This window comes from Methanosarcina sp. Kolksee, from assembly GCF_000969945.1.
Lineage (GTDB): Archaea > Halobacteriota > Methanosarcinia > Methanosarcinales > Methanosarcinaceae > Methanosarcina > Methanosarcina vacuolata.
The window spans coordinates 3,857,493-3,882,798 of the sequence record NZ_CP009524.1; the positions used below are offsets into that span (position 1 = coordinate 3,857,493).

The window sequence follows — 25,306 nt, forward strand, 5'->3', positions numbered from 1 at the left end:
CTGAATAATAATTTGGAAACTCTTTCTGATGTGGAAATAAAATTGGTTTTGGGATTAGCTCAAAGACAATTATCGATGTTGTCTTATCCAAGCTGACCACTTGCGAAAGTTAAACGCTGTGAACGTCACATAAATAATTATTTATAAGTGTAGAGTTATAAGTTACATGTTGGGAATTACCATCTAAGTTTTAATCTTTCATAAAACATAGAAAACGATTTTATACAATTTGAAAAAAATGTTATTTTTGAAATAAAATTTGTATAATAATTTAGAATATTTTTTTGAATAAAGCTAGTATGAAATTTAGAGTATTTTTTCATATAATATTTACACATTTATTTAATCTGTTTTTTAAAACAAAATATATTACATACTAAAGTATATAAAGAAGAGCAACTATAGTAAGGTATACCGTTATGGATTTACTCAATTAAAAACGAACAAAATTTGTATAGATTTAGAGACATGAGATTTTATCTTACTGGATTTTTTGGTATATAAAAAGGTAATTTTGAGTACAATTTATGCCAAAGTATGTCGCTTCCATCAGAGATGAAATCTTCTCTCTAACTAACAAATGCTAAAAATTAGAGTATGGATGGTGAGTAAATAATGGTATCACAGAGTCCAGACAGTTCCAGTCTAGCAGAAGTGCTTGACAGAATTCTCGATAAAGGTATAGTTGTTGACACATGGGCAAGAGTCTCACTTGTTGGCATTGAAATACTGGCTATTGAAGCAAGAGTTGTTGTCGCATCTGTTGACACTTTCCTGCACTATGCAGAAGAGATTACAAAAATCGAAATTGCTGCAAGAGAGGAAAAACCAGTAATTGCAGCATAATTTCTAAAAAAATAAAAAAAATCGAAAGTGGTAAAAATGGTATCACAGAGTCCAGACAGTTCCAGTCTAGCAGAAGTGCTTGACAGAATTCTCGATAAAGGTATAGTTGTTGACACATGGGCAAGAGTCTCACTTGTCGGCATTGAAATACTGGCTATTGAAGCAAGAGTTGTTGTCGCATCTGTTGACACTTTCCTGCACTATGCAGAAGAGATTACAAAAATCGAAATTGCTGCAAGAGAGGAAAAACCAGTAATTGCAGCATAATTTCTAAAAAAATAAAAAAAATCGAAAGTGATATAAATGGTTTCACAGAGTCCAGACAGTTCCAGTCTAGCAGAAGTGCTTGACAGAATTCTCGATAAAGGTATAGTTGTTGACACATGGGCAAGAGTCTCACTTGTCGGCATTGAAATACTGGCTATTGAAGCAAGAGTTGTTGTCGCATCTGTTGACACTTTCCTGCACTATGCAGAAGAGATTACAAAAATCGAAATTGCTGCAAGAGAAGAAAAACCAGTAATTGCAGCATAATTTCTAAAAAATAGAAAAATTGGAAGTGATATAAATGGTTTCACAGAGTCCAGACTGTTCCAGTCTAGCAGAAGTGCTTGACAGAATTCTCGATAAAGGTATAGTTGTTGACACATGGGCAAGAGTCTCACTTGTTGGCATTGAAATACTGGCTATTGAAGCAAGAGTTGTTGTCGCATCTGTTGACACTTTCCTGCACTATGCAGAAGAGATTACAAAAATCGAAATTGCTGCAAGAGAGGAAAAACCAGTAATTGCAGCATAATTTCTAAAGAAATAAAAAGATTGTATCAAAACTTGACTCACTTTGATAATTGGATAATGAGCATTGTTGACCTTAAACTCAGACAAAAATGTACTCCAATTTCAGTTATAAATTAACCTTGTAGTAAGATGCTTTAATCCAATTGTAAAATCAAACATAGTTTTGAGACAGTTGACTAGTGGATTATTAGAACTTAGTTCCAGAATCTAGTGACGCATGTAAATAAAAGATAGTTATGTTTTTAAAACAGATTCCGAACTGTGTAACACTTTCTGTTAATTGATATCAGGAAGTGTTGAATATCAGGTTAATTAAGGACTAAGCCATCTTGAAAAAAAGAAAATGTCACTGAATTTAGTAATAGAGTCATTATTAAAGACCGGATACCACGAATTATAACTCTATTGCAAGATTCAGTGATAAAAAACAAGAATCAATAGATTCTGGAACTAAGCTAGCTATATTTGAATTAGAATGATAAAAACTTTTCTGCAAGATGTAGAAAAACAAACCACAAAAAAATATAGAAAAAGAAAAGGAAGTTAAAACATGCACAAAAGCGTTGCTGATCTAAACAGAGACATAAGTGCTAAGGCGCTAGAACAGAAAGAAGCAGTATCGATGATTAATTCTGCAATAATAAAGCTTCAGTCGGAAAGTAAGGAAAAAGCTGCCCAGATCAATGCTGGAGCCAGTCAGATCCAATCCGCAGTCGCAGAGATCAAGAAAGGAGTAGATGAAGAAATTAAACTCTTTGAACAAAAATCAAGCTGGATGAAAGATCAAGTCTGTAATCTGGAATCCGATATAAGTGGATTACAGAACGAAATTGATCTCTATACCAAAGAATTCTATGGATAATCTGTGGATGCAGAGAGTTTAAAAAGAATAGAAAATCCACTTGTATTCGGTTGGGATCCACACCAAAATAACAAATTCAATAACTCTACCTCAAGCGTATTATTTCAAAGCTTTTGGAGTTAATTACCAGACAACAAATTAGAGCATTGAGGAAGTTATTTTGTAATAGTCCCTTTAAGGAGAGTTTATCGACTCCAAAGTGAATACTCATAATAAAAGTATACTCTTTAGATTTGGTGATAAGCATTCTAAATATAAGAATATTTTCATTACACTCTAAAAGAGTTTTATCACTCTTTTACTTGTGTTATTACTCCAGAACTTACATTTTCTTATTTGCGTTTCCACAGATATAATTTACTGTTTTACACCCAATTTAAAGAGGATACAAATCATCCCCTGGTATTTCACGTCTTAACCGAAGACAATTTCAAAAGATCTGTGGCTCTTTGCGACTTTGCATGGGTAATAAAAAACTGTATAATTCATAGGTCACCGTTTGAGAGAAGATTGCCTGCAAGAAACAATGGAGAAACAGTCTTTTGAAATTTTATATTCATTATACTACTGATTGTTCGATCACACTTTCACAATATTAAATTTAGTAATTTTAAAACTGTGTTTTTTGCCTCAAAGCACAAGGTAATAGCCCGATATAAAACAAATATTGAAGACTGTAATTACAAAAAAGAGGAAAGAAAAATGAAATATAAAGCAACGCATCAGAGAATAGTAAGAGGTAAACCTATTCACAAAACTTTAGAGGAAACAAAACAGGAATCAGACACTGAGGACCTGAATCCCATAAAGGAACCACTTCCATATAGTGTAAATTTGAAAAACTGCTCTGAAGAAAAAAAGTACCTTGTTCCTGAAATGGAATATTTTATAAATAATACTGAAATCCAGAAATTAAGTGAAAGAATTAAATTGTGGATAAAAGTCGGATATCCCGTTCATTTAATTGGCCCTACAGGCTGTGGAAAAACAAGTCTTGCTGTACATATTGCAAAAGAAATTGGACGCCCTGTTATATGGATTAATGGGGATGAGTCACTTACAACAAAGGATCTCATAGGTGGATATGCTCAAATCAAGCAGGAATCTGTCAGAGATAATTATATTCATAATGTTTTTAAAAGTTCAGACATTATAAAGCCCGAGTGGATTGACAATCCTCTGGCTATTGCATGTAGATACGGATATACCCTCATATATAACGAGTTTTCCAGGGCAAAACCAATTGCAAACAATGTTTTACTTTCGATTTTTGAGGAAGGAATCCTTGAATTGCCAGCCAGGTTTGGTGAGGAAAAATACATAAAAGTGCATCCGGATTTCAGGGCAATTCTGACAAGTAATTCAATTGAATATGCAGGAGTTCACGTTCCTCAGGATGCTTTACTGGATCGAATGGTGGGCATATACATGGACTACTATAGCTTTGAAACCGAGGTCCAGATAGTAAAAGAACATACAGGCCTTCTGGAGAAAGACACTGAAAAAATTGTATCAATCATCCGGAAGATCAGGGACCAAACTGATGATGTCCAGAAACCTGGAATCAGGTCCGGCATTATGGTTGGAAAAGCTATGAAAAAACTGAACGGCAATACAAAAGATTATTTTGATCAATTGTTTGTCGATGTGATTGCAACTAAAACAAGTTCCAATGCAGAGCTTCTTAAGAAAGAGAAAATTGTAAATGAAGTTATTTTAGAGCTGAATTCAGAAAAAGAGAGTTCCAACGCTGAAATGCATGAGACCGATAAGTCCGTAGATAAAACAGCCCCAGAGATTAATAAGAAGCAAGATCCGGTACCGGTGATCAAGGCAGAAAAAACTGTAAGTAAAACAGCTCCTGCGGTTAATAAGAAGCAAGATCCAGCACCGGTGATCAAGACAGAAAAAACCGTAAGCAAACCAGCTCCTGCGGTTGATAAAAAGCAAGATCCAGCGCCGATGATCAAGACAGAAAAAACCGCAAGTAAAACAACCCCTGAAATTAATAAAAAACAAGATCCTGCAAAGGTAATCAAGAACGAGAAACTCGTAGATAAAGCAGTTTCAGAACTTGCATAAATGTTTTTGAAATTCCTGTGGGAACAAACAAGAATGCGCTGGCGCATCCGCAGTAAGCAAACGGGAATTTGATGAAATAAAAAAGGCGTATTTAAAATAAGGGACAAGAGACTTAAAAACGCACAGGCATATTCAAAATTCAGGGATAAAAGGCTCAGAATAAGTTTGGGAGAGTTGAGATGGAAACAAACAGGAAAAAAACTGGAGAGAAAGGAGAAAAAATGAGCGCTAATGTTAAAGAAGATGGAATTAAGATAAATTCACTGATGGAAGAACTTAATAACGCAACATCATTGATCGAAAGCATTACTAGAAAAAAAGCTGAGGGGGTTGTAAGTATGTCCAGAGAAGAAGGTATACTTAAACTCCTGGTAGAGGTCCTTGAACGAAAATCAATTCCCGACTCGCAGGACATATTGAGCATTTATGAAATGAAACTTAACTCAAATATGGATATAATAGACTATAGTAAAATCGGAATGCGGCGAAGAAGTGATATGTTCACGCAAGAAGAATAACTATAAGCAAAATTCAATACATTTATCATCAATTAATAATTCATATACACAGGATATAATGTAAATTATAGAAAATTTCCTGTATATTTCGTATACTTTAATATAAATAGCGTAGTTTGTACATTTTGTATCTTGTCCGAGTACAAATGAGTCTGAAGATATAAATAAGTCTCAAGGTACAAATGAGTCTCAATAATCCCATTAAACCTGAATAATGAATATACTACAAAGGTAACTGAAGAAGATATAAGCACACGATGATTGTGTTATTGTAATTATGTAAAATAAATTCCAGTAAGTATATTAAACGAAGCTCCGAATAAATATTGGAAAATTGCTTTAGAAAGCCTGGAAGGAAGATTCGATGAAGAGTGCTCCTGAAAATAGTAAATATGTCTACTGCATAATCAAATCCCCCGAGGAAGCTATTAACTTTGGTAATATAGGTTTTCAAGGACATGAGGTATACACGCTGGATTGCAATGATTTTTGTCCTGTTGTAAGCAATGAACCCTTCAAAAAATACGAGATTGATGATGAAGAGGAAATAAGTATTCATCAAAATGTTGTCAATGAAGTAATGAAACATTACAGTATTATTCCAGTAGCTTATGGAATGATATTTAAAAACAAGAAATTGATCGAAGTATCCATGAGGGCTGGAAAAAAAGCTATTAAAAAAGCCATTACAATTGTGGATAATAAAGTTGAACTCGGGATAAAAATTTTTTTGCCAAAAGACGCTAAGATTGACAATCAAAAAATGGAACAATGTAAGTCCGAATCAACTGAAAGGCTTGAGGAAATAGCTTCCCATTCGAAAACTCTTAACCTTTTCAGTTCTCGTCTTTTGATGAATACTTCTTATCTTATAGATAAGGAAAAAGTTCAGGATTTCTCAGGTGAGGTTGAAAAGCTTAAACTAAAATATCCTGAGTATAAATTTCAATATAGTGGGCCCTGGCCTCCCTATAACTTTGTAGATATACATATTTTATCTAATAAAAAAGGTGGCTTCAGGTAATGTTTTTCTTTGATGATCTTTTTCTGAGGATGCTAGGAATTGAAATCCCTGGACTCGACCTTATTTCAAACATTGAAATAATAAAGGACTTTGCTTATAAGGAACTTTATAATGTTGATAAAATTAAAAACAAGATCAAGGAAAACCAAATGCTCTATGAGTTTGATGAGCTCTCAAAGGAAGAATATGAGGAAAGGAAAGCCGAGCTTATGAGACAACTAAAATTTGCAGAAAGAGTATTGGAGACGAATCTCAATGTCCGAACCGACATCTTGTCCTGATAAACCATTGCATGAAAAGGAAAAAGAGAATTCAAAATCGCTAACAACCGAAGAAAAACCTTCCAAGTTATTCAATTTTCTAAAATTACTTGAGGAAATGGAGACTCAAAATATCAGTCAAAAATCCGGATCTGGCACAGCTAAAGGGCCTTTTAGCTCGAAAGCTGAGTATGGTTACAGTATCACAATTGATACAAAACCCAATGACTTCCATACTCTAAAAATGTACCCAAAACTTTTGACCAAGAGCCCTGTAACACGCCACTTAAAAAGAAGAAAATAAGCATTTCATTTGTCTTCGGTTAAACGACTACGATCTATAAGGAATGAAGATTTTTCAATATCTTCGAGACTTTTGATTGATGACGGCCAGCTGTAGTTAGAACTAATGCCAGGTATAGAACTTACGCTCTGAAGTATAAAATCAATTATGATAAAGGTTATAGTTTTAATTTAAAATTAAAACAGTCAAAGGTTTGATGCTACTGATTTCTCAGTTCAATTGCGTAAGTTCCCGAGATATAAAAAAGTCCCTGAGATAATCAATTGAGGAAATACTATGAACGGAGGAATAATATGAGCAACGGAAGTGTTGTCAGGGAAACCGGCGGACTTGCGGATGTAATAGATAGGATTCTGGATAAAGGACTTGTACTGAATGCTGATATTTCAGTATCTATCGCAGGAACTGAGCTTCTTGGAGTTAAAATTACAGCTACTCTGGCATCCTTTGAAACCGCAGCAAAATATGGGCTCGAGTTCCCTTCAGGAACAAAGATTGATACCCCGGCCTGGGAGAAAGTACACGAAGCCCATGCTTATTGCCCGGAATGTGGAAATCGAAGGGAAGAAAAGCTTTTAATTGAAAAAGGGTGCCCAATCTGCGGATGGACAAGCCCACTTTCTAAGAAAAAACGTGCAATAATCCCTGCAAGTTACATTGAGATTGAGCAAGAAGGAAACTCCACACTTGAGGAGCAAAATTAACAGTATTAAACGTTGCTGCCAGTTCCGTATTTTATACAGCACACTTCCCTAAAAAAATTATAATTCGAGTAACTGGGAGAGATCTATCCATGGGTAATGATGATGAAAAGGATAACAAAGAGAAAGAAACAAAAAGTGATACAAAAGCTGAAGATCTAGAAACTAAAATCCAGGACCTGGGGAATAGAATTAAAGAACTTGAACAGAAACTTGAAGAGAAAGAAAACAGAGCTACAGATTATGAACATCCCAGCTTTGTAGAAGATATCGTGGGATCAATTCCGGGCTTCGGGAAAATTGTAAAGATCCTTGAGAATAGTTCCCCGGAATTCAGGCAGAGAATTGCTGAAACAGATATGGAAATAAAGCACAGGCTTGAAACCGGCTGGAGCAGCAAACCAGTAGTGAGCTATGGACTGTCCATAAGACCTATGCCCTCTAGAAATGAATCTTCTAAAAGTCCAGGTAGAGCTTCAAGAAATATAAAAAATGTAACCGTCGAAGCTCCAGAACCATCCGGACCGATTTTTGATGTATTTGAAAAACAGGATTCTGTTTATGTAATAGCTCAAATTCCTGATGTAGAAGAGAAGGACATAAACATAGAAATTCAAGGCGATACGCTGGATATTTCTGCCGGTGTCTATAGTAAGAAAATATCGTTGCCATGTAAATCGGGGTCCATCGAAGAGAAAAGCTACAAAAACGGGGTACTTCAGCTTAAGATAAAAAGGGAAAACAATGACAATCACAATTGATGAGGATAATTTAAAGAAGGGATTATTAGGCCTTGTTGTGGCTCTTGTTGAGATTATTCAGGACTTACTCGAAAAACAGGCATTATTGAGAATCGAAAATGAATCTTTGAGCGACGAAGAGATTGAAAGGCTAGGAGCGGCTCTTTCAGACTTGCATGAAGCACTTGAGAGAATAAAAGAGGATAACGCACTTGAGAATTGTGTTGCTTCTGTGCGGGAAGGACTTGATCAAGTTGTAGATGATGTAGTCGACAAATTCTTAAACCCAAGGTGGTGGGCTGAAGAAGTAAAAAATGGTGAACTACGCGACGACGAACATACTTTACCTATACTTGATTCTCAATACAGCCACTAAGGAATGATAAAAATATAACTTCAAATTTTCAGCTTGGAAATTAATCTATAGTTCCATTTCCCTAAATAATTATTTTTGGCAACAAAAATCTTTGATATTATATTTGAATCATTCCTAAAAGGACCTGAAGCCTATTGGAACTAACTCAATTTGGATCTGCATGACGTACTTGAGAATGGTAAAAGCTGATAATGCATTTGAATTTGTGTTTATTCTGTGCGGGACGGACTTGATAAGGTAGTAGACGAGGTAATTGTAAAATTATTAAATCCAATAGGGTGGATTGAGGAAGCCGATTAAAATGAATGAAACAGAACAGGAAAACTGCCTTTATATTTACTCGATTCTCAATACAGCTACTGAACAGAACCTGGGGACGATTGGGATTGATGACAATCCTGTGTATACAATTGTCTATAAAGACATTGCTGCGGCTGTGCATTTTTTGGAAAAGAAACCCGAACCAGCAAAGGATGAACAGCAAGCAAAAGAATGGGTATTCACTCATAACTATGCAATCGATAAGATGACTGAAAAATTTGGTACTTTGCTTCCATTTTCGTTTGGATGTGTCGCACTCGGGAATGACGAAACCATAAAATCCTGGCTGCAGAAAAATTATGAACCCTTTAAAAGTGAACTTGAGAAATTAAGTGGTACTGCAGAGTATTTAGTCCAAATTTTTTATGATCCAAAAATTCTTGCTGAAAAGGTCCTCAAAGACAGCCCTGAACTTCAAGAATTGAATACAAAGATTCAAGGAATGTCAAAAGGAAAAGGCTACATCCTTCAGAAGCAGTTTGATGTTCGGCGAGATCAGGCAATAACAAAGGAACTTTCAAAACTTGGAGCCGAATTTGGAAGAGCTATCCATGAGAATGTAAAAGAGACGGTTCCTGAAGAAAAAAAATCCAATGTTCCAGAGAAATTCAAAGGTAAAAAATCTGTGATTACACTTTCCTGTCTCGTTTCTAATGAAAATGTTGAAAATCTGGGGCAAGTTCTTGAACAAATAAACGAACATGAAGGTTTTGCAGTCAGGTTTACAGGACCCTGGTCACCTTATAGCTTTATTGATCTTAAAAAGGATTTTGAACATACATGATGCCGGAACGTGGAGAAGACTCCTTAGTGGAACTTCTTGATAGGTTACTTAACAAAGGACTCGTTTTAAACGCCGATGTTCTGATCACAGTTGCAGGTGTACCCCTGATAGGCTTGAGTCTCAGACTATTAGCTGCTGGAATTGAAACAATGCTTGAATACGGCATATTTGAGCAGTTTGACCAGAGTACAAGAGCCTGGGCACTTGAACATAGAGTGACTTCGCCAACTCTTATGGCGGAAGAAGAAACGAAAATGAATTTTTTTGGTTCCTATTCTAAGGATCAGGGGAAAGCCTGGAATTATGGTTACATGTATTTGACAAATCGCAGAATTTTTGGCTGGCACAAGGCCTTTAATAAAATATTGTACGAAATCGCACTGAAAGATATACTGGAAGTCGTTCTAGTCACAAATGTTCACGAGGAAAAAGAAAGGAAAGAATTGTGTATCAAGATTAACAATAACAATGTCCTCTGGATACACTCTCCAGATATAGAAGATGTTCACGACGCACTTATAAGCAAAATTTATAGCGAATAGATTGGATGAATAATCGAAATGGTATGGATTAGAAAACCATTTCGATTTAAAAATTAATAAAAATAGTATTATATAGCCATAATTAAATGATAAATTTTCAAAGTTTGTAAAAATATTAACAAATTTAAAAAATTCATGGGATAAAAGATTATATATAGGATAGGTCAAATATATTTAAAGGAGTAGTATGCAACTTCAGGAACCTTCTTGTGACTTCCCGATAATCTAGATTGCAATATTGACCAATATTTGGAATTATAATAGAATAAGAAAACTTTAGACCGAATCAAGCAATTAGTCTGAATAAGTATGTAAATATATTAAGTGCATGAATAAAAGATATTAAAAAATGATGACTACGAAAAAAAGTTTAGGAAAATATATTTAAAATGTGTGGGATCATGTGATCAGGCAGTTTATTAATTTTTCTGTAAAATCACAAATCTCAAGGATTCCCTGGAAAAAACATCACTTCTAAAGAATCTATAGATTATACAGTATAAAAAACGGTACTTTAAATTTACAGCAATTTCACTGCGCTACCCAGAACTGTATATAAAAATAGAATATTGAAGTCGCTCTAAACATCCAAAAACCAGGTGAGTAGGGCATTTACTTACTAAAAATATTGCATCGACACAGAATCGTTCAAAAAAAATGGAAAAAGAAAAAATAAAAAAAGTAATGCCGAACTTTGAATTATATCAGGAAAACAGAAACTTGAACCCCATCTATACACCAAAAAACATATGTTTCTGTCAAATTCGGGATGAAAAGTCGGTGTAATGGAAAATATGAAATTATCAGACCCGAGAATAATTTGACAATTAAATTACAGTATCGTATATGACAATTTTGGCATCGACTAAGGTGAAGCAATGGATCCTGAAAATGAGAAACATATAACTCAAGCCCGAGAATCGGATTCCCAAAATGTTTACATTGAAGACATATTAAAGAAGCATCTGAACGTTGCAGTACTTTCTACGATCAGGAATAATTCGATGTCTGGGCAAGATATTGCAAAGGAACTTTTTTTTAAACATCGTGTTTACATATCCCCTAGTGCAATATATTCTATATTGTATGCATTGAAAGATCAGAACTTGCTTGAAATCGATACTGTAAAAGGTGACCTGAGAACAAAATATTATGTTCCCACAGAAATAGGGAAACAGATAATCGATATAAGGTTAAGAGAATTTAAAGAAGCTCTTGAGTATTTTATAATTTGGATAGATGAATAGGCTGTATTAAAGTTCAAATTCATTATCATCAATTCAAAACCAATTCTATTAAAAATTTGACTAATATGTTTTTCTAACAGTTACTGATATAGCGTGGGAACATGAGAAAGCTTGTATATGTAAGAATTGTCCATACCTCTGCAGATATGGGTTCTTTAAGTAAAGAACTAACACAGGTAGCTATTTCTAAACTCGGCAGGGAAAAATGGGAAAATAATCAGAAGCTTATCGAAAAGTTCTGGGATGAACTTGAAAAAGAAATTTTTGGGCTCAATCTTAATCTTGAGAATACTAGAATTTATCAGGATGGCTTACCATGTGAAGGTGAAATGGGAATTAAAATTATTCACAATACAGCAGAGCTAGGAAGTAAAAATTACCAGATTATTGAAAAAATGGTGGCAAAGGGAGCCAGGATCATTGCCACTGAAAATCCTGAGCTTCTAATTGAAGAACGTAATTTGTTGCTTGATATGTTAAAAGTCTCTTCCACTTCCGAAAAGGAAGAGGCAAAAAAGAGATATATTGCTAAAAAAGATTTTTTGCTTGAACAAAGGGATGCATACATAGCTTCAAGGATAAACAAAACTCTGGAGAACGAAGAAACTGGAATTTTGTTCATCGGAGCTGAACACAACGTGATTCCAAAATTGGCTGATGACATAGAAGTTCTTGATTTGGTAAAGCATTGAAATACCTTGCTGGTCTGTAAAAATAGAGCTTTTTTCGGTTTTCTGATCCCGAAATCCGTCCATGACCCGGACTTCCTCTTCTAGTTTTGTTCTTAGATATTATTATATAAATACAACCCATAATTTATTCTTGCTAACGATATTCTTGCTAACGATATTCTTGCTAACGATATTCTTGCTAACGATATTCTTGCTAACAATATTCTTGCTAACGATATTCTTGCTAACGATATTCTTGCTAACGATATTCTTGCTAACGATATTCTTGCTAACGATATTCTTGCCTAATAATATTCTTGCTAACGATATTATTGCCTAACGATATTTGTTTTTAAGCTTAAGGGGGAGTTGAAATGACTACGGGAGTAAGGAATCTTGAAAACAGTATAGACTTAACCAATGTATGGCTCAGAGATATTCTGACCCAGTTGAAATGGCAGAGCAAGGATAGTGCATATCAGGCATTGAGGGGTACATTGCACGCTATCCGGGACAGGCTTCCGGTAGAAGAAGCAGTTGATCTTGCTTCACAGTTGCCCCTTATAATTAAAGGAATATATTATGACGGCTGGACTCTCAGGGATAAGCCCGAGAAATTCAAAAAAGAGGAGTTTGCAAGAAGAGTGCACGCACAGTTTGAGTTCGATGAGAATGTAAATCCGTCTGAAGTTATTCGGGCTGTCATGTGGGTCATGTACAGGCACATGGGAGAAGGCGAACTCCGGGATGTAAAATTCAATATGCCAAAAGAGATTCAGGAGTGGTTTCCGGAAGAAATCGCGCCGAAAGGATGAATACGCGTGAATTTAAACTGAAATTATTCTCCGGAATCCTTTTACCTTTTTATCTATTTCGGGTGTTCCTTCTCCCATATTTTTCTTGTAAAGATGCTTTTTTAGATCCTTATAAAAATTACTCTACTTTTGTTTTCTCAAAATTTAAAGTATATGGCTTTTTATGCACCGCTATTGCTGCATCTTCATATAGGAATCAGTCATGAGTATTCATTTATTTTTAATATAATTATTAATATTTATTTATATAGTTTCGATATATTAATATATTATAAAAGGGGAAGCACATTTCCTAGACATACGAAAGATTAATATAGAAACACAAGGCAATAAATTGCTGGTGATATGATATAGGGCTATTAGACGGATGATATACAGAGAATAAGATAATACAATCTCGTATATCATATAATAAGATAATACAATCTCGTATATCATATAATAAGATAATACGACCTCGCATGTCGCTGACCGCCTATTATTAAAGCCCGAATAGAAAAAATTAAGGAGTTTATTGAATGCGAAACAAAATAAACGGGTTATTTGTTAGTTTTTTAGTACTATTTATTTTGGTCGTTGCTTTTCCGGCTATAGTGCTGGCGGACCAGCAGGCAGACCCTACAGGAGCTGATACGGATTATTCCAGCTATGTAGCGTCGAGCACCGGAGGTGCACCTTCTTTAGCAGACGTTACCAGTGCTGTAGGACATAACAGCGTAGCCATAAATATAATGTGGACACTACTAGCGGGTTTCCTGGTTATGTTCATGCAGGCCGGATTTGCGATGGTCGAAACCGGGTTCGTTCGTGTAAAGAATGTCGCACATACGATGGCTATGAACTTCTTTGTGTATCCACTGGGTATGCTAGGTTTCTTCCTCACGGGCTTTGCCATCATGTTCGGAGGTGTCGGTCCGCTGGCCACTCTAGGAGGCTATACCGGACTTAACCATGAGTTTTATATTACCCTTTTAGGGCATCAGTTCGGGCTCTTTGGAATGACTGGATTTGGGCTGATAGGCACTTATGATGTTGGTGTATTTGCCTTATTCTTATTCCAGATGGTCTTCATGGATACTACCGCAACGATTCCTACCGGAGCGCTTGCAGAACGATGGAAATTCCTGGCATTTTGTTTCATGGGATTTGCTATTGGTGCCTTTATATACCCACTCTTCGGCAACTGGGTGTGGGGCGGAGGTTGGCTGTCCCAGCTTGGAGTTAATTTTGGCCTGGGTAACGGCCATGTGGATTTCGCCGGCTCGTCGGTAGTGCATATGACCGGAGGAGTTATCGGTCTAGTAGGCGCATGGCTAATCGGACCGCGTATAGGCAAGTATAACAAAGACGGCTCGGTTAATGCAATACCCGGTCACAGTATCCCTATGGCCATAATCGGCACTTTCATCCTGGCTTTCGGCTGGTTCGGATTCAATGCGGGCTCAACCATGGCAGGTGAAGACCTGAGACTAGCTGTTGTAGCCACAAACACTATGCTGGCTTCAGCTACCGGTGCTGTCGCAGCTACGGCATGGATGTGGGCCGTGCGCACGAAAAAGCCAGATCCTGGAATGGCATGTAACGGTATGCTGGCAGGACTTGTCGCTATCACTGCACCCTGTGCATTCGTCAATCAGATAAGCGCTGCAGTCATTGGCCTTGTTTCGGGCATTCTTGTAGTCGAATCAGTCTTCTTCGTTGAAAGAAAGTTAAAAATAGATGATCCGGTTGGTGCTGTCTCTGTACACATGGTCAACGGCGCATGGGGCTGTCTAGCTCTAGGTCTGTTCGCAGACGGAAGCTATGGCGCTGGCTTGAATGGAGTGCCTACCGCAGTTACCGGTTTGTTATATGGCCAGCCTCTGCAGTTTGTGGCAGAACTTATAGGCGTGGCTACCAACTTCATCGTAGTTGGTGGACTGGCTTTTGTCATCTACAAGTTGATCAATCTGATCACGCCGATGCGTGTGAGTACCGAAGTTGAGATAGGAGGGCTTGACGTGCCCGAGGTAGGCTGCCCTGGCTATGTTGGGGACATCCCTGAGACTGGAATGAATAAAAGCCCTGAACCGAGTCAAATTCGTGGTCAAATAGCGTTAGCTACCGAGACTAAAAAGGGGAAGGCTATATGAAGAAAATAGAAGCGATCATCAGGCCCACAAAACTTGAAGAAGTAAAAGCCTCGCTTGAAAATGCCGGTTTCAATAGCCTCACAATTGTTGACGTAAAAGGCCGCGGCCAACAAAAAGGTATTATCCAGCAATGGAGAGGCCAGGAATATCGGGTTGATGCCCTACCGAAGATAAAGATCGAGCTGGTAGTAAACGATGAAGACGAGGATAAAGCTACCGATGTTATTGTTAGTTCAACCAGAACCGGCAACATTGGAGATGGTAAAATCTTTGTCTTACCCGTAGAAAAGGTAATCAGGATAAGAACAGGTGAAAGAGATGGAAAGGCCATTTAAAGGCCTTTCCTATATAAATTTCCGGGTAAACGGACGCACTTATAAACTTCCTGTACACAGGTAAATTCAGGAAATAGAGTAACCAAGCAAATATACAGGTAAACTCAGGAAATAGAGTAACCAAGCAAATATACAGGTAAACTCAGGAAATAGAGTAACCAAGCAAATATACAGGTAAACTCAGGAAATAGAGTAACCAAGCAAAAGTATTCAAAGATAAATATCAACATCTACTAATGCAATGATCTACTAATGCAAGGAAGAAATAGCCCTGAGAGAATTTTTGTTTATTCTCAGTCTTTGGGACTGTACGTAATTAATCTTGCTGAGTTCATTATTACTGGAATTGACGAGAGTTCGTGTAGTAATGCTCCTGTAACGGGTGTAAGTATGCCCGGTATAGTTAATATAACTGCCATTGAGAGAATGCTAAGCGAGAATACAACATTTTGCCAGATAGTGCTTATCGCCTTCTTGGATACGCTTATAAGGTACGGAATTTTTAAAAGGTCATCTGATAATAGTCCAACTTCTGCTGTCTCTATTGCCACATCTGTTCCTGTAAGTCCCATAGCTATTCCTACATCAGCCGTGACAAGTGCCGGACCATCATTAACACCGTCGCCTACGAAGATGATTTTATGACCTTCAAGCTGTAGACGTTTCACAATTTCGACTTTTTCCTGGGGCATTACTTCGGCATATATTTCATTTATACCAAGGGTTTTAGCTGCCTGTTCTGCAACTACTTTGCTGTCACCTGTGATCATTATTGTCTTTATTTCGAGTCTATGAAGGTTCTCTATAGACTTTTTTGACTCCGGCCTGATTCTATCCTCAAATGTTAGCAATCCTGCGATCTCGTTATCAATGCCTATCATGACTACATTACGTCCCAATTGAGATTGTTTTTCAATGCTTTCTTCAGCTTCATGAGAGATTAATATATAAAATTCGGATGCTTGTTTCAGACGGCCTACAAAGATGTTTTTCCCTTTGGCTTTAACCTTTATGCCTGTTCCTGATAAGGATTCAAATGATTCTGGGTCCGGGATTAATAACCCCTTCTCTTCCGCAGCTTTGACAACAGCTTTTCCAAGCGGATGCTCACTGAACTTCTCTGCGATTGCAGCCAATAACAATAAGTCTTCAGCTTTATTTTTGTTCAATGCTATGATGCTGGCAAGTTTTGGTTTACCGTGAGTAAGTGTCCCTGTCTTATCAAAAATAACGGTATCTATCCTGGCCATAGATTCTATCGTAGCTCCTTTTTTAATGAGATTGCCTTTTAACGCCGCATTACCAACTGAAGCCACCAGTGCTGTAGGCGTAGCGAGTACCATCACGCATGGACAAAATACAATTAGCATAGTTATTGCTCGTGTTATATCCCCACTCCACCACCAGAGCAAAACGCCTAAGATAATTGCAGTAGGCGTGTAAACCTTCGCGTACTGGTTCAAAAGTCGCTCTACTTTTGGCTTCTGAGTCTGCGCTTCATCGATCAAACGATGTATTTGTCCGAGGGTCGTCTCATTTCCAACTTTTGCGGCTAATATTTCCATTGCACCTGCTTCATTAAGAGTGCCTGCGAAAACGTTATCTCCTTCCTGTTTATCAACTGGCAGACTCTCTCCGGTAATAGCAGCCTGATTTACTGAAGCAGTGCCTGAAAGAACAGTTCCGTCAACAGCAATACGTTCTCCAGACTTGACCAGGATCGTGTCACCTACCTTAATTTCCTCAAGAGACACTACAATATCGTGTCCATCACGCCTGACTGTGACTCTATCAGGCAATAGTTTTGCCAGAGATTCTAGTGCCTTTCCTGCTCTTGCAGAGACAAGCTCCTCCAGCATACCCCCCAGAAGCAAAAGTACGGCTACGACTGCAGCGGCTGAATACTGCCCGAAAGCAATAGCAGCAATTGTTGCGATAGTAACCGGGATATCAGCAGTAAAATCCCTTTCTTTAATCCCCTAGTAGGCAGACCACCATATGAATGATGATCCGACCAATGCAGATAATAAATATAACCAGTTGCCTTCGCCTGTCTTACCAAGCATATTTTGCGGATAAACAGCTATTGCTATTATAAGCAAAACCCCGCTTGCCACAGTAAATAATGTTCCGGGGTCAAGTAAAAACTCCTGATAACGAGTTGCCAGGTTATGGATGCTGCTCCAAAAGCTTCCAGTATGACTGTAAGTGTTGTCCGTCATATTATCTACCCAAATAAAATCAAAATTTTAAATGTTAAAACATATAAATATCAATAACATAAAGCTATTACGATTTAATACTAAATAACAAAATTAGATTTAATTGTAAGAAACCAAAGTTGCGCTGGCGAGAATATATCCAAAGCAGCTACAGGAATTCGACTGAAATAACAACCTTAGCCCCAGGCAAATGATGCATATCAAAATTGAAAAAACTTAAATCAATACGATAAATACATACATCCACATTATAATTGTATAATAATAGTAGGTTACGTCCAGATCTCTCAAAACTTTCTCCCGCTGTTTCTTTTTCAAAAGGATTATATCATATAAATCCTAACTATGTTAAACTCTTCATTATTACAAATTCAAACAATTGTGTTAAGCCTGAACAGATAGATATTGAGGTTTTTAATATGACAGAAAAACTCGGAATTCTGGCCATAGGCCACGGGAGCAAGCTGCCTTACAATAAAGAAGTAGTCACTAAGATCGCAGACTATATTGCACGTAAACACTCTGATGTTGTTGTAAGAGCCGGCTTTATGGAAAACAGTGAGCCAACCCTTGAAGAGGCAATTGAAGGCTTTGCAGGTACTGGCGTGACAAAAATTGCAGCAGTACCGGTTTTCCTGGCATCTGGAGTTCATATCACAAAGGACATCCCTGAGATCCTGAGCCTGGACAAAAATGGCTGCGGCACCCTGGAAATTGACGGAAAAACCATTCCTTTATGCTATGCAAACCCTCTAGGGGCCGATGAGCTTATCGCAGACCTTGTGTTCAAAAGGGTTCAGGAAGCCCTTTAAATTCACACCTGGGGTCCGGTTTTATCATGGACCTGTACCGAAAGAAGTTCGCCGTGCTCGACCTGACCCACGGCGGCATTCCTATCGTAAAAAGCCTTGCAGCCGCTGGAAATGAAGTAAGCGGAATAGACGTATACGGGACAGTCAAGCCTGAAACGCTGCTTGAACTTGAGGAGAAGTACGGGATACACTGCTCAAAAAATCCTCTTCCTGCCTCAGGATTCGACATCATTGTAGCGCCTGTGCATCTTGATCCTGCCTATCCGATGCTTGTAGAAGCCAGGGCGCAGAAAAAAGACATCCTTTCGCACCACGAAATTGTCGGAGAAATACTTAAAAACGATTCAAGGCTTTCAGGCATAAAAACGGTTGAGGTTACCGGCGTAAAAGCAAAAACAAGTACCTCCTCCCTCCTGGCCGATATGCTCTCCAGGCATTTTGAAGTAGTGCTGCACACTTCACGGGGGCTCGAATACTGGAAAGCAGGTATTTCTTCTCTTATTTACAGGGGTCTGAGCATAACTCCAGGAAGTATCTTGGTTGCAGTTGAGAAAGTTTTTGAGGCCGGACTCAGGCCGGATTTTTTTATCTTTGAAATCTCAATAGGAGGCACAGGCACTGCTGACCTGGGAATTCTTACAACCCTTTCTCCGGACTACGGAATTGCAAACAATACAGCCCTTGCAAGCGAGGCAAAACTCCAGCTTGTAAAGCTCGCAAAAGCCGGGAGTATCCTTCTAATCAATGCCTGGGCCAAAAAAGCCCTTAAAGCTGCAAAAACAGACAAAGTAAAAGTATTAACCTTCAAAGACCCTTTCAGTGGCCAGCTTTCCGGAATTTCAGACCAAACAGCCGATTTTGTGCTAGAAACCGGGTCCGGGACTTCAGCCCTATCAGTACCCCCAGAGTTAGTAATGCCTTCAGACTTACCAGGGCCAGACGATCTATCAAGCTCATCAAGGCCAACCGGGCTATCAAGTTCATCAATCGGCCTATTAGATTCATCAAGGTCAACTGGTCTATCAAGTTCATCAATGCCAGCAGGCTCAACCGAGCTACAGGCTTCGCCTACATTTTCAAGCTATGGCATTCGATTCATGCACAGGGGAAAGGAAATTTTGTCAGCTTCCCTGCGTCCAGGATATAATATTTCAGCTTACAGAACTGCCTTTGTCGCAGCGTCGGCAGCAGCCCTCGAACTTGGAATTGAACCTGAAGCTATTATTTCGGTAATTGAAGGATTCAGAGGGCTTTCAGGCAGGATGCAGGAAAAAGAAATGAATGGTATTTCCCTAATAGACAATTCCAATTCAGGCATGGATATTCTCTCAGCCGAAAAAGCCCTTGATTATGCCCTCCTTAAGAGAAAGGACGAAAAAAAGAAAGGCATCATCCTTGTGTTGGGAGAAGAAGCCTCTCAGGTCTGTGAAGGGCTGCCTCCTGAACTCGTGCAGGGCTTTGTAGAAAAGTTCGGTACAAAGTGTAAGCAGATTATCCTGGTAGGAGAACGGATGAAGACAGTAAATGGGAAAAATATTTCTTATGCAAGGAGTCTTCCGGAAGGTCTTTCAAAAGCCTCGGAATTTGCAGGAGGCGATGATATAATACTCTCTTCAGTGAAATGCTTCCGTTAAAGCTCGTTAAAGCTTCCGTTAAAAGCCGATTCTGGATACAGGCCAGAATAAGACTTCAGATGTTTGCCGAAATTTTTATGATAGAGTTTTATACAGGCTCTTCCAATCTGTATTCGTTTCCATTACTCGCATTAATTTCAACTGATCGTGTTTCCCAATCCCATTTTGGTACAGGTGGTAGTTCATATCCTGAGGATACAGAAATTTTCAGGGAAATGCGTTCTATCATTTTCATCAATATCCCTATTATCTAAGCAAGAGGATTCGCCATGGCTGAAAAAGAGATTTCAATCATTCATCCCCGCCCAAGTTCCATAGTTGCGGCTCTTTACACTCTGAGAGACTTAAATGTTGATGTTGCTATCCTGCATGGGCCTCCCGGATGTTCCTTTAAACACGCAAGGCTGCTCGAAGAAGACGGTATACATGTGGTTACCACAGGCCTTGACGAGAACAATTTCGTTTTCGGAGGGCATGACAAACTTGTCCAGCTTATCAACAAGTCAGTGGAACTTTTCAATCCGAAACTTATAGGTATTGTAGGAACCTGCCCCAGCATGATTATAGGAGAAGAAATGCATGACGCCGTGCTAGAGGCAAATCCTGATGTCCCTGTAATCGAAGTTGAGGTGCATGCAGGTTATCACAATAACACAAAAGGAGTACTCTTTGCCCTGGAATCCGCACTCGATGTAGGGATTATTGATCACAAAGAGTTCGAGCGTCAGAAATATCTCCTTGAAAAAGCGACCGAAGTGGAAAAACGGTTTGGGGCTGCGAGCAGGGAATACCTTGCTCCCTCCCGCGGGGATGTTAAATACAAAGCCGCGCAGCGTGTAATTCAACTCCTCAAGGAAGGAAAGAAGGGCCTTGTCATCATGAATGCCAAAAAAGAAACCGGCTACATGTTTGCAGACATTACCCTTGCAGTCAATGAGGTTGCAGCAACTCTCGGGAAAAAAGAAAACCTTATCAATATGGCAAATATCGATCCAGAGCTCGGGCTTCCCAGAGTAAGGCAGCATGCCGAGTACATAATGAGAGACTTCACAGCACATGGAATTGAGGTGCATGAGATCATTGGCGGAATGGACGAGTACCCGGTTGCAGGCGAAAAGGTCAGCGAATTAATAAAGGAAAAATATAGTGACTTTGATTTTGCGATCATTACAGGTGTTCCGCACGCAATCCCTATGGAACACATAAAGCACATGGAGCTTATTTCGATTACTAACGGCCCTAGACAGGTCCTGCCCTTAAAAGAGATGGGGCATGAGTACGTGCTGGTTGAAATTGACCTCCACCCGAAAACGCTGGGAGTCAGTGAAATTGTGGAGTCAGAGTTTGGGGCTACCTTAAGGGAAGTTGCAAAGGAAGCCTGAATAGGAAGATCCAGGATAAAATCAGGAGGAAGATCCTTTGAAAAACCAGAAGATCATAGCGATCTACGGAAAAGGCGGCATAGGTAAATCAAGTACGGCCTCAAACATTGCCGCTGCCTGCGCCGAGGCAGGAAAGAAGGTTATGATTATAGGCTGCGATCCTAAAAGTGACTCATCAATCACCCTTCTAAGAGGCAGGAGAATTCCAACGATTCTCGACCTCCTGCGCGAGGGTGTGGACATAAAGAAAGAAGATGTGGTCTTTGAAGGATATGCAGGCGTCAAATGCGTAGAAGCAGGCGGCCCGGAACCAGGTATAGGGTGTGCAGGGAGAGGAATCATTGTTGCCATCCAGAAATTGAAAAGCGTCTCAGGAAATCTCTTAAAAGAGCAGGATTTGATCATTTACGATGTACCAGGAGACATCGTCTGCGGAGGGTTTGTTGCCCCTGTCAGGAAAGGGTTCGTAAATGAGATTTATGTACTGACCTCAGGAGAGTACATGCCCCTTTATGCAGCAAATAATATCTGCAAAGGCTTATCGAAGATAGGAATGCCGCTTAGCGGGGTAATCTGCAATTCAAGAAACGTGAGCAGGGAAAAGGAAATCGTTTCGAAGTTTTCTGAGGAGATAGGCAGCCAGCTTATGGCTTTTATCCCTAAGAGGCAGGTAGTTCAGGACTGTGAAAGGGAAGGTTACTCTGTAATGGAAAAGGCACCTGAATCCGATATTGCTCATATCTATCGCGAGCTTGGGAAAGCAATCCTTGAAAACGAAAACAGAGTTACAGCCGATTCCCTGAGTGACGAGCGGTTGAGGGAATTGACAAAATGAATTAGAGTGGAAATAAGTTGAGTAAACACATCAGGGTGAATAAACACATCAGGGGTATCAAAAATGCTTAATGGCAAGCAATCCACAGCAGGGAATATTCCCAGGATTCTCATTTCCGCAGACCGTTCTTCCTCAGGCAAGACTACAATCTCCATGGGCCTGATGGCTGCTCTCGTTTCAAGGGGATACAAAGTCCAGCCTTTTAAGGTCGCTCTGGACTATATCGACCCGAGTTATCATACTGAAATAACTGGCAGGTTCTGCCGAAACCTTGACGGCTACCTTATGGATGAGAATGGGATTCTGGATGTCTATACCCATGCCTGTGATGCCGGTGAGAAAGCTGATATTGCAATTATTGAAGGGGTTCGCGGTCTTTACGAAGGTTTTGACAGCTTAAGCGACCTTGGAAGCACTGCTCAGATCGCAAAGATCCTTAACTGTCCTGTGATCTTCGTAATCAATGCCCGGAGCATTACCCGTTCGAGTGCTGCTCTTATCAACGGATACAGGAACTTCGACCCTGATGTGGAAATTGCAGGAGTTATCCTTAATAACATAGGAAGCCGCCGCCATGCCGAAAAAGCAAAAGAGGCAATCGAACACTATACAGGCGTTCCGGTTATAGGAATTGTTCCAAGAGACCCCGCAATGCAGATTTCCATGCGCCATTTAGGGCTTATGCCAGCTCTCGAAGGCCGAAGACGACTTGGAGACGGGGGCTTTGAAGACCGCCTTCACGGCATTGAAGAAATTATCAATAAAGGAATTGATGTAGACCGCTTTATGGAAATCGCAAAAAGCGCAAAACCCCTGAAAACCCCTGATAATAGCGTTTTTACTTCTGTCTCCGATCCCGGAGCAACCAGGCCAAAGATAGGGGTCGCCCTTGATGAGGCTTTTAACTTCTACTATCGCGATAACATAGATCTCCTGAATCTTGCAGGCGCAGAAATCGTTTACTTTAGCCCTGTTAAAGACCACTCACTTCCCGAGGTTGACGGGCTCTATATAGGGGGAGGTTATCCCGAACTCTTTGCAGCCGAACTTGAAGCTAACGAGTCCATGCGCCAGGATATTAAAAAGGCGTCTGCTGCAGGTATGCCTATTTATGCTGAGTGCGGAGGGCTTATGTACCTCACGGAAAAAATAAGCACAGGCGTCCCCGGAAAAGGCACCTATCACGATGCATCAATGCCGGAATCTACATACTCAATGGTTGGGGCCCTGCCAGGGCATACTATAATGGGACAGACAAGAGTGGTCAGCTACAATATAGGAACCCTTAATCAGGACTGCCTTCTAGGGAAAAAAGGCAACAGCTTCAAGGGACACGAATTCCACCATTCTGAAATATGGGAAATTCCCGAAGACGCCGAATTTGCAATAACTCTGTCAAGAGGTACAGGCATAAAGAACGGCATGGACGGGCTTATTTCGGGAAATACTCTGGGCTCGTATGCCCACCTGCACGGAGTTGCGTACAGGGAGCTTGCAAGCTCACTTGTAGATGCGGCAAGAAATTTCCGAGAGTCTAGGGTTCTTCCATGATTTATGAAGGCTAATTCCTTAGTGTATGCAAACCCTATTCTCTATTTCAGGTCGAAAAAGCAATATTATATTAATCGATTATAACAATTTAGATTAAAACAGATTTAGATTAAAACAGATTTAGATTAAAACAGATTTAGATTAAAACAGATTTAGATTAAAACAGATTTAGAGTACAACAGATTAGATTACAACAAACATAACAAATTATTTTAATAATAACTTATTTTAATAATAAATTATTTTAATAACAAACTATTTTATGAGAACCTAATCAAGAGAAATTACGCTATAGCAAATTAAACTACAGCAAGCCATACTGGTAAAGAACTTATTTTCATTTCATTTTCTTCTCAGGTGAATCTATTGAAAACACAACTTAAAGGAGACCGGGTCCTTGCCGGAAAGGAAGCGGTAGCCGAACTTTATAAAAATGGTTACTTCGGGCGTCCTAAAGGCGAGGGGCTTGAACTCTCTCTTGTAGAAGCTGCTTTTCTCCTGTCCAGAGGAAAGCTCGAGATCGAACTCGAAGGCATACTGCTAGATTTCAGAGCCCTTTTCGAACAGGCTTCTTTGAGGCAGCCGAATTTTGAGCTGAAATACATAGTTTATAAGGACCTTAAAGAACGGGGATATTATGTCCAGCCATCAGCTGCGGATTTCCGGGTGTATCCCAGAGGCAGCCACCCGGGTAAAAGTGCAGCAAACATTTTTGTTCATGTCCAGTCTGAAAGGCAGCTCCTTCCCGTAAAACTTCTTCAGGACTCAGTTACCTCGGCAGAGAACGTGCATAAGCAGTTTATCCTTGCTGTGGTGGATGAAGAAAGTGACCTTACTTTCTATGAGGTTAAAACCGCAGCTCCTGAAGGAGAAATGTCTGAGCTATATCCTGCTGTCAAAGCCGATGCCACTTTCCTGGAAGACAGGGTAATAGCCTGGGATGCTCAGGCTTCGGAAACTCTCTATAAAAGGGGTTTTTACGGGAAAATGCTGGACTCCGAAAGGCTTCAGCTTTCCCTTGTAGAATCCCTTTACCTCTTTTCAAGAGGCGTAATAACGGTTCGGGACAGGAAAGGTAAAGTGTTTTCGTTTGACGAGTTTGTCGAGAAAGCCTCGGAGATTGAGAGCTCTTTCCTGAGAAAGTACAGCGCATATAAAAATCTCAGGGATTCGGGACATGTGGTTAAAACCGGTTTTAAATTCGGGACGAATTTCAGGGTATACCGAAAGGTTGAGTCAATAGAAAAAATTCCGCACTCGGAATATCTTGTAAATTCCATTCCTGCGGATTTTGAATTCAGGCTTCCGGTTATGTCCGGAGCTGTCAGGCTCGCAAACAGCGTCAGGAAAACAATGCTTTTTGCGGTTGAGAAAGGAGAAGAAATCGAATACCTTGACATCAGCCGGACGAAGATGTAAATATTCGGGTATTTATTCGAGTGTTCATTCGAGTGTTAGTTCGGACTTGATCGGAAGGAGTTTCCCTGATCTTAACGGTTCTGAATTTTATGA

The 25,306-nt window shown here is 39.3% G+C and carries 28 protein-coding genes and 1 pseudogene; 26 read left to right on the forward strand and 3 right to left on the reverse strand.

What is annotated here, in order from left to right:
* The first annotated feature begins 615 nt into the window (after positions 1-615).
* From gvpA (MSKOL_RS15845) to MSKOL_RS15940, 20 genes and pseudogenes are all read left to right on the forward strand, one after another.
* Complete coding sequence (gvpA, locus tag MSKOL_RS15845) at positions 616-846, forward strand: gas vesicle protein GvpA (protein ID WP_048122675.1); 231 nt, start codon at positions 616-618, stop codon at positions 844-846.
* 36 nt (positions 847-882) lie between these two features.
* Positions 883-1,113, forward strand: a complete 231-nt coding sequence (gvpA, locus tag MSKOL_RS15850; RefSeq protein ID WP_048122675.1) for a gas vesicle protein GvpA — start codon at positions 883-885, stop codon at positions 1,111-1,113.
* A 36-nt stretch (positions 1,114-1,149) separates the two neighbouring features.
* A complete protein-coding gene (gene gvpA, locus MSKOL_RS15855) occupies positions 1,150-1,380 on the forward strand; it encodes a gas vesicle protein GvpA (protein WP_048122675.1) in 231 nt (76 codons plus the stop codon).
* A 34-nt stretch (positions 1,381-1,414) separates the two neighbouring features.
* Complete coding sequence (gvpA, locus tag MSKOL_RS15860) at positions 1,415-1,645, forward strand: gas vesicle protein GvpA (protein WP_048122673.1); 231 nt, start codon at positions 1,415-1,417, stop codon at positions 1,643-1,645.
* Positions 1,646-2,194: 549 nt separating this feature from the next.
* Entirely contained in the window at positions 2,195-2,506 is a 312-nt protein-coding gene (locus MSKOL_RS15865; RefSeq protein WP_048122671.1) for a hypothetical protein, read from the forward strand.
* A gap of 702 nt (positions 2,507-3,208) precedes the next feature.
* Complete coding sequence (gvpN, locus tag MSKOL_RS15870; RefSeq protein ID WP_048157621.1) at positions 3,209-4,588, forward strand: gas vesicle protein GvpN; 1,380 nt, start codon at positions 3,209-3,211, stop codon at positions 4,586-4,588.
* 179 nt (positions 4,589-4,767) lie between these two features.
* Positions 4,768-5,106: a gas vesicle protein GvpO gene (gene gvpO / locus MSKOL_RS15875; protein WP_048157623.1), complete on the forward strand. Its 339-nt coding sequence runs from the start codon at positions 4,768-4,770 to the stop codon at positions 5,104-5,106.
* A 364-nt stretch (positions 5,107-5,470) separates the two neighbouring features.
* Positions 5,471-6,130, forward strand: coding sequence for a GvpL/GvpF family gas vesicle protein (locus tag MSKOL_RS15880; protein ID WP_048122665.1), 660 nt, complete (start codon positions 5,471-5,473; stop codon positions 6,128-6,130).
* The gene (locus MSKOL_RS15885; RefSeq protein ID WP_231592280.1) at positions 6,130-6,411 is read left to right on the forward strand and encodes a gas vesicle protein GvpG; all 282 of its coding nucleotides are present in this window, start codon (positions 6,130-6,132) and stop codon (positions 6,409-6,411) included. The genes MSKOL_RS15880 and MSKOL_RS15885 overlap by 1 nt, the downstream gene beginning before the upstream one ends.
* Positions 6,386-6,694, forward strand: a complete 309-nt coding sequence (locus MSKOL_RS15890; protein ID WP_048157625.1) for a hypothetical protein — start codon at positions 6,386-6,388, stop codon at positions 6,692-6,694. Before MSKOL_RS15885 ends, MSKOL_RS15890 begins: the two co-directional genes overlap by 26 nt.
* A 293-nt stretch (positions 6,695-6,987) precedes the next feature.
* Positions 6,988-7,161: pseudogene (locus MSKOL_RS21675) on the forward strand (gas vesicle protein); the annotation flags it as partial.
* A gap of 326 nt (positions 7,162-7,487) precedes the next feature.
* A complete protein-coding gene (locus MSKOL_RS18930) occupies positions 7,488-8,156 on the forward strand; it encodes an Hsp20/alpha crystallin family protein (RefSeq protein ID WP_052725557.1) in 669 nt (222 codons plus the stop codon).
* Positions 8,140-8,511, forward strand: a complete 372-nt coding sequence (locus MSKOL_RS15905; protein WP_048122659.1) for a gas vesicle protein K — start codon at positions 8,140-8,142, stop codon at positions 8,509-8,511. The genes MSKOL_RS18930 and MSKOL_RS15905 overlap by 17 nt, the downstream gene beginning before the upstream one ends.
* A 301-nt stretch (positions 8,512-8,812) precedes the next feature.
* Positions 8,813-9,616: a GvpL/GvpF family gas vesicle protein gene (locus MSKOL_RS15910; protein ID WP_048157627.1), complete on the forward strand. Its 804-nt coding sequence runs from the start codon at positions 8,813-8,815 to the stop codon at positions 9,614-9,616.
* Positions 9,617-9,642: 26 nt separating this feature from the next.
* Positions 9,643-10,158, forward strand: coding sequence for a gas vesicle protein (locus MSKOL_RS19550; RefSeq protein ID WP_231592282.1), 516 nt, complete (start codon positions 9,643-9,645; stop codon positions 10,156-10,158).
* An 878-nt stretch (positions 10,159-11,036) separates the two neighbouring features.
* The gene (locus MSKOL_RS15920; RefSeq protein WP_048122654.1) at positions 11,037-11,405 is read left to right on the forward strand and encodes a PadR family transcriptional regulator; all 369 of its coding nucleotides are present in this window, start codon (positions 11,037-11,039) and stop codon (positions 11,403-11,405) included.
* A gap of 101 nt (positions 11,406-11,506) precedes the next feature.
* Positions 11,507-12,097 carry a hypothetical protein gene (locus tag MSKOL_RS15925; RefSeq protein WP_048157629.1) on the forward strand — a complete coding sequence of 197 codons (591 nt, stop codon included), beginning with the start codon at positions 11,507-11,509 and terminating at the stop codon, positions 12,095-12,097.
* 353 nt (positions 12,098-12,450) lie between these two features.
* Complete coding sequence (locus MSKOL_RS15930) at positions 12,451-12,891, forward strand: DUF2267 domain-containing protein (protein WP_048122643.1); 441 nt, start codon at positions 12,451-12,453, stop codon at positions 12,889-12,891.
* Between the two features lie 518 nt (positions 12,892-13,409).
* Positions 13,410-15,023, forward strand: coding sequence for an ammonium transporter (locus MSKOL_RS15935; protein ID WP_082091168.1), 1,614 nt, complete (start codon positions 13,410-13,412; stop codon positions 15,021-15,023).
* The gene (locus MSKOL_RS15940) at positions 15,020-15,358 is read left to right on the forward strand and encodes a P-II family nitrogen regulator (protein ID WP_048122641.1); all 339 of its coding nucleotides are present in this window, start codon (positions 15,020-15,022) and stop codon (positions 15,356-15,358) included. The genes MSKOL_RS15935 and MSKOL_RS15940 overlap by 4 nt, the downstream gene beginning before the upstream one ends.
* A gap of 293 nt (positions 15,359-15,651) precedes the next feature.
* Here the strand turns inward: MSKOL_RS15940 and MSKOL_RS15945 are convergent, their stop codons facing one another.
* Together MSKOL_RS15945 and MSKOL_RS21205 are read right to left on the reverse strand one after the other, a co-directional pair.
* Entirely contained in the window at positions 15,652-17,334 is a 1,683-nt protein-coding gene (locus MSKOL_RS15945; protein WP_369799550.1) for a heavy metal translocating P-type ATPase, read from the reverse strand.
* 3 nt (positions 17,335-17,337) lie between these two features.
* On the reverse strand, positions 17,338-17,580 hold the full coding sequence (locus tag MSKOL_RS21205) for a hypothetical protein (RefSeq protein WP_231592283.1): 243 nt from the start codon (positions 17,578-17,580) through the stop codon (positions 17,338-17,340).
* Positions 17,581-17,999: 419 nt separating this feature from the next.
* On the opposite strand from MSKOL_RS21205, the gene cfbA reads away from it, so the two are divergent.
* Positions 18,000-18,392 (forward strand): sirohydrochlorin nickelochelatase, encoded by a 393-nt coding sequence (cfbA, locus tag MSKOL_RS15950; RefSeq protein ID WP_048157631.1) that lies wholly within the window; start codon positions 18,000-18,002, stop codon positions 18,390-18,392.
* A 26-nt stretch (positions 18,393-18,418) separates the two neighbouring features.
* Complete coding sequence (cfbE, locus tag MSKOL_RS15955) at positions 18,419-20,026, forward strand: coenzyme F430 synthase (RefSeq protein ID WP_048157633.1); 1,608 nt, start codon at positions 18,419-18,421, stop codon at positions 20,024-20,026.
* A gap of 88 nt (positions 20,027-20,114) precedes the next feature.
* On the opposite strand, the gene MSKOL_RS20485 is transcribed toward cfbE, so the two are convergent.
* Positions 20,115-20,261 (reverse strand): hypothetical protein, encoded by a 147-nt coding sequence (locus tag MSKOL_RS20485; protein WP_156151122.1) that lies wholly within the window; start codon positions 20,259-20,261, stop codon positions 20,115-20,117.
* Between the two features lie 34 nt (positions 20,262-20,295).
* On the opposite strand from MSKOL_RS20485, the gene cfbD reads away from it, so the two are divergent.
* From cfbD to endA, 4 genes are all read left to right on the forward strand, one after another.
* Positions 20,296-21,408 (forward strand): Ni-sirohydrochlorin a,c-diamide reductive cyclase catalytic subunit, encoded by a 1,113-nt coding sequence (gene cfbD / locus MSKOL_RS15965; protein ID WP_048157635.1) that lies wholly within the window; start codon positions 20,296-20,298, stop codon positions 21,406-21,408.
* A gap of 37 nt (positions 21,409-21,445) precedes the next feature.
* Positions 21,446-22,243 carry a Ni-sirohydrochlorin a,c-diamide reductive cyclase ATP-dependent reductase subunit gene (gene cfbC / locus MSKOL_RS15970; protein ID WP_048157637.1) on the forward strand — a complete coding sequence of 266 codons (798 nt, stop codon included), beginning with the start codon at positions 21,446-21,448 and terminating at the stop codon, positions 22,241-22,243.
* A gap of 63 nt (positions 22,244-22,306) precedes the next feature.
* Complete coding sequence (cfbB, locus tag MSKOL_RS15975; protein WP_048157639.1) at positions 22,307-23,794, forward strand: Ni-sirohydrochlorin a,c-diamide synthase; 1,488 nt, start codon at positions 22,307-22,309, stop codon at positions 23,792-23,794.
* Positions 23,795-24,160: 366 nt separating this feature from the next.
* Positions 24,161-25,213, forward strand: a complete 1,053-nt coding sequence (gene endA, locus MSKOL_RS15980) for a tRNA-intron lyase (protein ID WP_048157641.1) — start codon at positions 24,161-24,163, stop codon at positions 25,211-25,213.
* Positions 25,214-25,306: the final 93 nt, after the last annotated feature.